This window comes from Anaerosporobacter sp., assembly GCF_965301125.1.
In genome coordinates, this window is record NZ_CBDLAM010000215.1 from 1 (window position 1) to 5701 (window position 5701).

Consider the following 5701-nt stretch of genomic DNA (forward strand, 5'->3'; position numbering starts at 1 on the left):
AAGCATAAGTATTAACCCATTTTGTAATGAATTTTTGTTCGATTGCTCCAGGCATACGGTTCAATCCAAATGCTTTGGAAACCGCATTAAAGTTAGCATTGTATGCAACAGAAGTGGCTTCCGCTTTTTCTACAGTATCAATGCCTTCTTCTGCCCACTTTAATGCAACTGCTTCAATATAAGAAGAATTTTTCTTATTCTTTGAGACACAGTACTCATATAGATACATAATTAATTCTACGGAAAAACCAACATTCTCATATAAGAAGAGAATCAATTGAATATCAGTAGGTTTTAATAGTCGTTCCAAATAGATTTCAATTATATTCATAAGCCATTTAACTTCGTCGTTCTTAGTTAAAGCTTCCACTTGTGAAGGGGAGTAGGTTGGTTTTTCAAACGTCTTTGGCTCATCCATATCTTTTGAAATAGTAGTAATTTGGGAAGAGTCTTCAGAGTCTAATTGGTTAATATTTTCATCAATAAGAGAGGATGATGCAGCAATCTCATTGAAAGCAGTTTGATCCATGTTTGTTAAGTCGTTAATTGTTATACCTATTATAGTATCTTTTCTATCTTTCTCTAATGTAAGAATTCCAGATTTGTCCCAGTAATTTAACGCTCGAATAATATCCTTTTCAGAATCCTCAAGACAATCAGCAATAACTGCAACTGAAACAATTTTATCAGAACTAGATAAAAGACGAAGAAGATAGAGATATACTTTTACAAATGATCCATTTGCTTTTGGCATATATTCGTCAATGAAGATATTAGAGATTATAGTTACATCGTTCATATGATTTGTATGTAACGTAATTGGTTTCATACGAGCAATCCTTTCTAAAAAAATATTAACAGGGGGTAGGGAAGCTTAGTTACCATCAGTGTTTGTAACTATTCAGTCCCGATGTTTTTACATTATAGCATAATCCAAATATAATGCAAATAGGGGATTTTGGTATTTGTTTTTTTGACGAATGTGGATATATTTTGTGGATAATGTGGATAACTATCTAGGGGTAGGTACTTTGTACTAGACGAGGCCTATAAACTGTGCACCGGTGTGTTTCAAAAAACAAAAAAATAATCCACAATCTTATCTGAAGAAAATTGTTGATAAGATTGTGGATAATGTGGATAACTATTCACCTAATAATGATTCTCCAATAGAAACAACGTCTCCGGCGCCCATAGTTATCAACAAATCGCCGTTAGTACAATTTTGTAATAAAAAGTTTTCTATTTCTTCAAATGTTGGGAAATAGTAAACTTCTTTACCAAGTTTGTCGAGTTCTGCTTGAAGATTTCTTGAAGATATTTCGCCTGTGTTTACTTCACGAGCAGCGTAAATATCAGTTAATACTATTTTATCAGCTAGCGTTAAAGCTTCAGCGAAGTCTTTTAAGAAAGCTTTTGTACGAGTATACGTATGAGGTTGGAACACACACCAAATTGACTCATGAGGATAACGTTTTGCAGATTCAAGAGTAGCCTTGATTTCTGTTGGATGATGTGCATAATCATCAATAATTGTAATTCCGGCAACTTTACCTTTGTATTCAAATCTTCTTTCTGTTCCGTGGAACATAGTTAAGCCACGTTTAATATCTTCCATTGGAATTTGACGTTCAAGAGCTAAACCAATTGCAGGTAAAGAGTTTGATACATTATGCATACCAACTACCCCTAGGGTAATATGGTCCATAAATTCACCATTGTGCATTAAATCATACTCACCATATCCATCAGCATTGAAGGATACATTAGCAGCACTATAAGTATAAGAAGTTTCTGGAGTTGATTGAATACCATATGTTACAACGTTACAAGTAAGATCTCGTGTAATCTCTTCATAGTTTTCAATCTCGCCATTGATAAATAAAACTCCATCGTCAGGAAGTCTCTTAGCGAATAACTTAAAAGATTGACGAATATCATTAATGTCTTTGAAGAAATCCAGGTGATCTTCTTCAATATTTAAGATAATGCTGTATCGTGGATTAAATTTAAGGAAACTGTTGGTATATTCACATGCTTCGGTAATGAAGTTATCTGATTTACCAATACGAATGTTTCCATCAATAGCCTTTAGGATTCCACCAACTGAGATGGTAGGATCTAAATCTCCTTCTAGAAAGATTTGTGAAAGCATTGATGTTGTTGTTGTTTTACCATGAGTACCTGATATAGCAATAGCATTCTTATAGTTAAGCATAACTTGCCCAACCATCTCAGCACGGTCCATTCTTGGTATATTTTGTTGTAAAACTGCTTGCATCTCTGGATTGTCTTGATGAATAGCAGCTGTGTATACAACTAAATCTATATCAGGAGTAATATTTGAAGCTTTTTGACCATATAATATAGTAATGCCTTTTGCTTCTAGGTGCTCTGTGATTTTACTTTTCTTGGAATCAGAACCGCTAATGGTAAAGCCTGCTGTATGTAACAGTTCAGCAAAGCCACTCATACTGATTCCGCCAATTCCAATAAAGTGAATGTGAATTGGTTCATTAAAATTGATTTTATACATGGAACGACACTTCCTATTCTAAATTAGTATATGATACTATACTGTTATTATAACCATTTCTATGAAAAAAACAAATAGAAAATCGAGTATGGATAAATTTGACTGTATAAAAAAGGAGATATAAGCAAAAGGAATGGAAGAAAAAAGAAAAAAAGTAAGCAAAAATCACAATGAATAGGGGGAGACATTATATTATGTTAGTTAATATGTTACAAAATATCAATTAGATACTGTGGATTTTGTTCACAATTATAAGGATTCATGTTATAATAAGAAATATAAAACAACAAGAGGTGATTACTTGATAAAAAAAGAAATGATAGCAATGTTGCTTGCGGGAGGACAAGGTTCAAGACTAGGAGTTTTAACATCGAAAGTTGCAAAGCCTGCTGTTGCGTTTGGCGGAAAATATCGCATTATTGATTTCCCGTTAAGTAATTGTATTAATTCAGGAGTTGATACTGTTGGGGTACTAACACAATATCAACCATTAAGACTTAACACTCATATTGGAATTGGTATTCCATGGGATCTAGACCGTAATGTTGGTGGAGTATCCATACTACCACCGTATGAAAAGAGTAATTGTAGTGAATGGTATACAGGAACTGCAAATGCTATATACCAGAACTTAGAATATATGAATTACTATAATCCTGAATATGTGTTGATTTTGGGTGGAGATCATATTTACAAAATGGATTATGAAGTTATGTTAGAATATCATAAAGCCAATAAGGCAGATGTGACAATAGCAACAATACCAGTACCGATGGAAGAAGCTAGTCGATTTGGGGTTGTTATCACAGACGAGAATGGAAAGATAACAGATTTTCAAGAAAAACCGAAAGTACCAAGAAGTAATTTGGCTTCAATGGGTATATACATATTTAGCTGGAAAATTTTAAAGAATGCTTTAATTAAACTATCAGATCAACAAGGATGTGATTTTGGTAAACATATCATTCCGTATTGCTACGAGAATGATAATCGTATTTTCGCATATGAGTATAATGGGTACTGGAAAGACGTTGGTACGTTAGGATCCTATTGGGAAGCAAATATGGAATTAATCGATTTGATTCCTGAGTTTAATTTATATGAAGAGTTTTGGAAGATATATACGAAGAGTGATATTATTCCACCACAATACATTTCTAAAGATGCAAAAGTCGATAGAGCAATTATTGGAGAAGGTGCAGAAATTTATGGAGAGGTATATAACTCGGTAATTGGATCGGGTGTATATATAGGAGAAGGAACTGTAGTTAGAGATTCAATCATTATGACATCTTCTAGAATAGAAAAGAATTGTAAAATCAACAAAGCTATTATTGCTGAAAGTGTAGATATCGGTAATAATGTTGAGCTGGGAGTTGGGGAAGAAGTACCGAATGTTGTAGAACCAAATATTTATTCATTTGGTTTGGTTACAATAGGAGAGAACTCATATGTCCCTGATAATGTTAAAGTTGGTAAGAATACCGCTATTTCAGGAGTAACAAAACCAGATGATTATCAGAATGGATATTTACCTAGTGGAGAGACTTTAATTAAGGCAGGTGACATGTAATGAGAGCAATAGGAATTGTATTAGCAGGTGGAAATAGTAGTAGAATGAAGGAACTATCAAGTAAACGGGCAATCGCAGCAATGCCTGTTGCTGGTGGATATAGAAGTATTGATTTTGCATTAAGTAATATGTCAAATTCCCATGTTCATAAAGTTGCTGTATTTACGCAGTATAATGCAAAATCATTAAATGAACATTTGAATTCATCGAAATGGTGGGATTTTGGTAGAAAACAAGGTGGTTTGTATGTATTCAATCCTACAATAACAGTAGATAATAGTTTCTGGTATCGTGGTACTGCAGACGCAATATATCAAAATCTTAGTTTTTTAAAAAACAGTCATGAACCATATGTAATTATAGCATCTGGAGATTGTGTATATAAGCTTGATTATAATAAAGTTTTGGAGTATCATATAGCTAAGAAGGCGGATATTACCGTTGTTTGTAAAAAACTAGAAGAAGAAGAGGATGCTAGTCGCTTTGGTGTAGTTAAAACCAATGAAGATGGTAGGATAGAGGAGTTTGAAGAAAAACCAATTGTAACATCACAAGATACTGTGTCTACAGGTATTTACATAATCAGAAGAAGACAATTAATTGAGCTGATTGAAAAATCAGCTATTGAAGAAAGACACGATTTGGTTAAAGATATTCTCATTCGATATAAGAATTTGAAAAAAATCTATGCTTATAATCTTGATAGTTATTGGAGTAATATTGCGACTGTAGAATCTTATTACAAAACGAATATGGATTTTCTTAATAAAGAGATAAGAGATTATTTCTTCAAGGAGTATCCGGGGGTATATTCTAAGATAGATGACATGCCACCAGCTAAGTACAATAAAGATGCTGTTGTTAAGAACAGCTTAATTTCAAGCGGTTGTATAATCAATGGACAAGTAGAAAATTCAATATTATTTAAGAAAGTGTATGTTGGTAACAACTGTGTTATTAAGAATTCAATAATATTGAATGATGTGCATATTGGGGACAACACATATCTTGAAAATTGTATCGTAGAAAGTAGAGATACAATTCGCATGAATACAAGACATGTTGGTGAGAATGGTGAAGTAAAAGTTGTTATTGAAAAGAACGAAAGATATGTATTGTAAAGGTGTATCTTGTAACGTCGCTAAGAGAATCGTTTCTATAATGTAAGTAATTAATTGTAAGTATTAGTTTGCTAGTAGTGAAAGTTGTGTGCTGTAAATTAATAATTCACTTTTAATATTTATATGGGGTAAGAATTTGATTCTTATTATATAAAAGCGAAATATGTATGGCTTATTAATTGACTTAAAACTTCAAACAAAAAGGGGGTTTACTCAAATGCAGATTACAGACGTTCGAGTAAGGAAGGTAAGTAAGGAAGGCAAGATGAAAGCGGTAGTTTCAATTACATTTGATAATGAGTTTGTTGTTCATGATATCAAAGTTATTGAAGGTGAAAAAGGATTATTTATCGCTATGCCTAGTCGAAGAGCTGGAGATGGAGAGTACAGAGATATCGCACATCCAATCAATTAAGAAACAAGAGATCGTATTCAAAATATCAATATAGAAAAATATTAAAATGAAAGATT

The 5701-nt window shown here is 32.8% G+C and carries 4 protein-coding genes and 1 pseudogene; 3 read left to right on the top strand and 2 right to left on the bottom strand.

All coding sequences use genetic code 11. The features are described 5' to 3' along the window. Positions 1-829, bottom strand: an 829-nt coding sequence (locus ACW2QF_RS17000; protein ID WP_455717207.1) for a DnaD domain-containing protein, incomplete at its 3' end; no start/stop codon positions are given. A 315-nt stretch (positions 830-1144) separates the two neighbouring features. Next, positions 1145-2536, bottom strand: a complete 1392-nt coding sequence (gene murC / locus ACW2QF_RS17005) for a UDP-N-acetylmuramate--L-alanine ligase (protein ID WP_455717208.1) — start codon at positions 2534-2536, stop codon at positions 1145-1147. A gap of 301 nt (positions 2537-2837) precedes the next feature. Between murC and ACW2QF_RS17010 the strand changes: the two genes are divergently transcribed. The 3 genes and pseudogenes from ACW2QF_RS17010 to spoVG form a co-directional block, all read left to right on the top strand. After that, positions 2838-4109: a glucose-1-phosphate adenylyltransferase gene (locus ACW2QF_RS17010; RefSeq protein WP_455717209.1), complete on the top strand. Its 1272-nt coding sequence runs from the start codon at positions 2838-2840 to the stop codon at positions 4107-4109. Beyond that, the gene (glgD, locus tag ACW2QF_RS17015; RefSeq protein WP_455717210.1) at positions 4109-5230 is read left to right on the top strand and encodes a glucose-1-phosphate adenylyltransferase subunit GlgD; all 1122 of its coding nucleotides are present in this window, start codon (positions 4109-4111) and stop codon (positions 5228-5230) included. Before ACW2QF_RS17010 ends, glgD begins: the two co-directional genes overlap by 1 nt. Positions 5231-5447: 217 nt before the next feature. Beyond that, positions 5448-5642: pseudogene (spoVG, locus tag ACW2QF_RS17020) on the top strand (septation regulator SpoVG); the annotation flags it as partial. Positions 5643-5701: the final 59 nt, after the last annotated feature.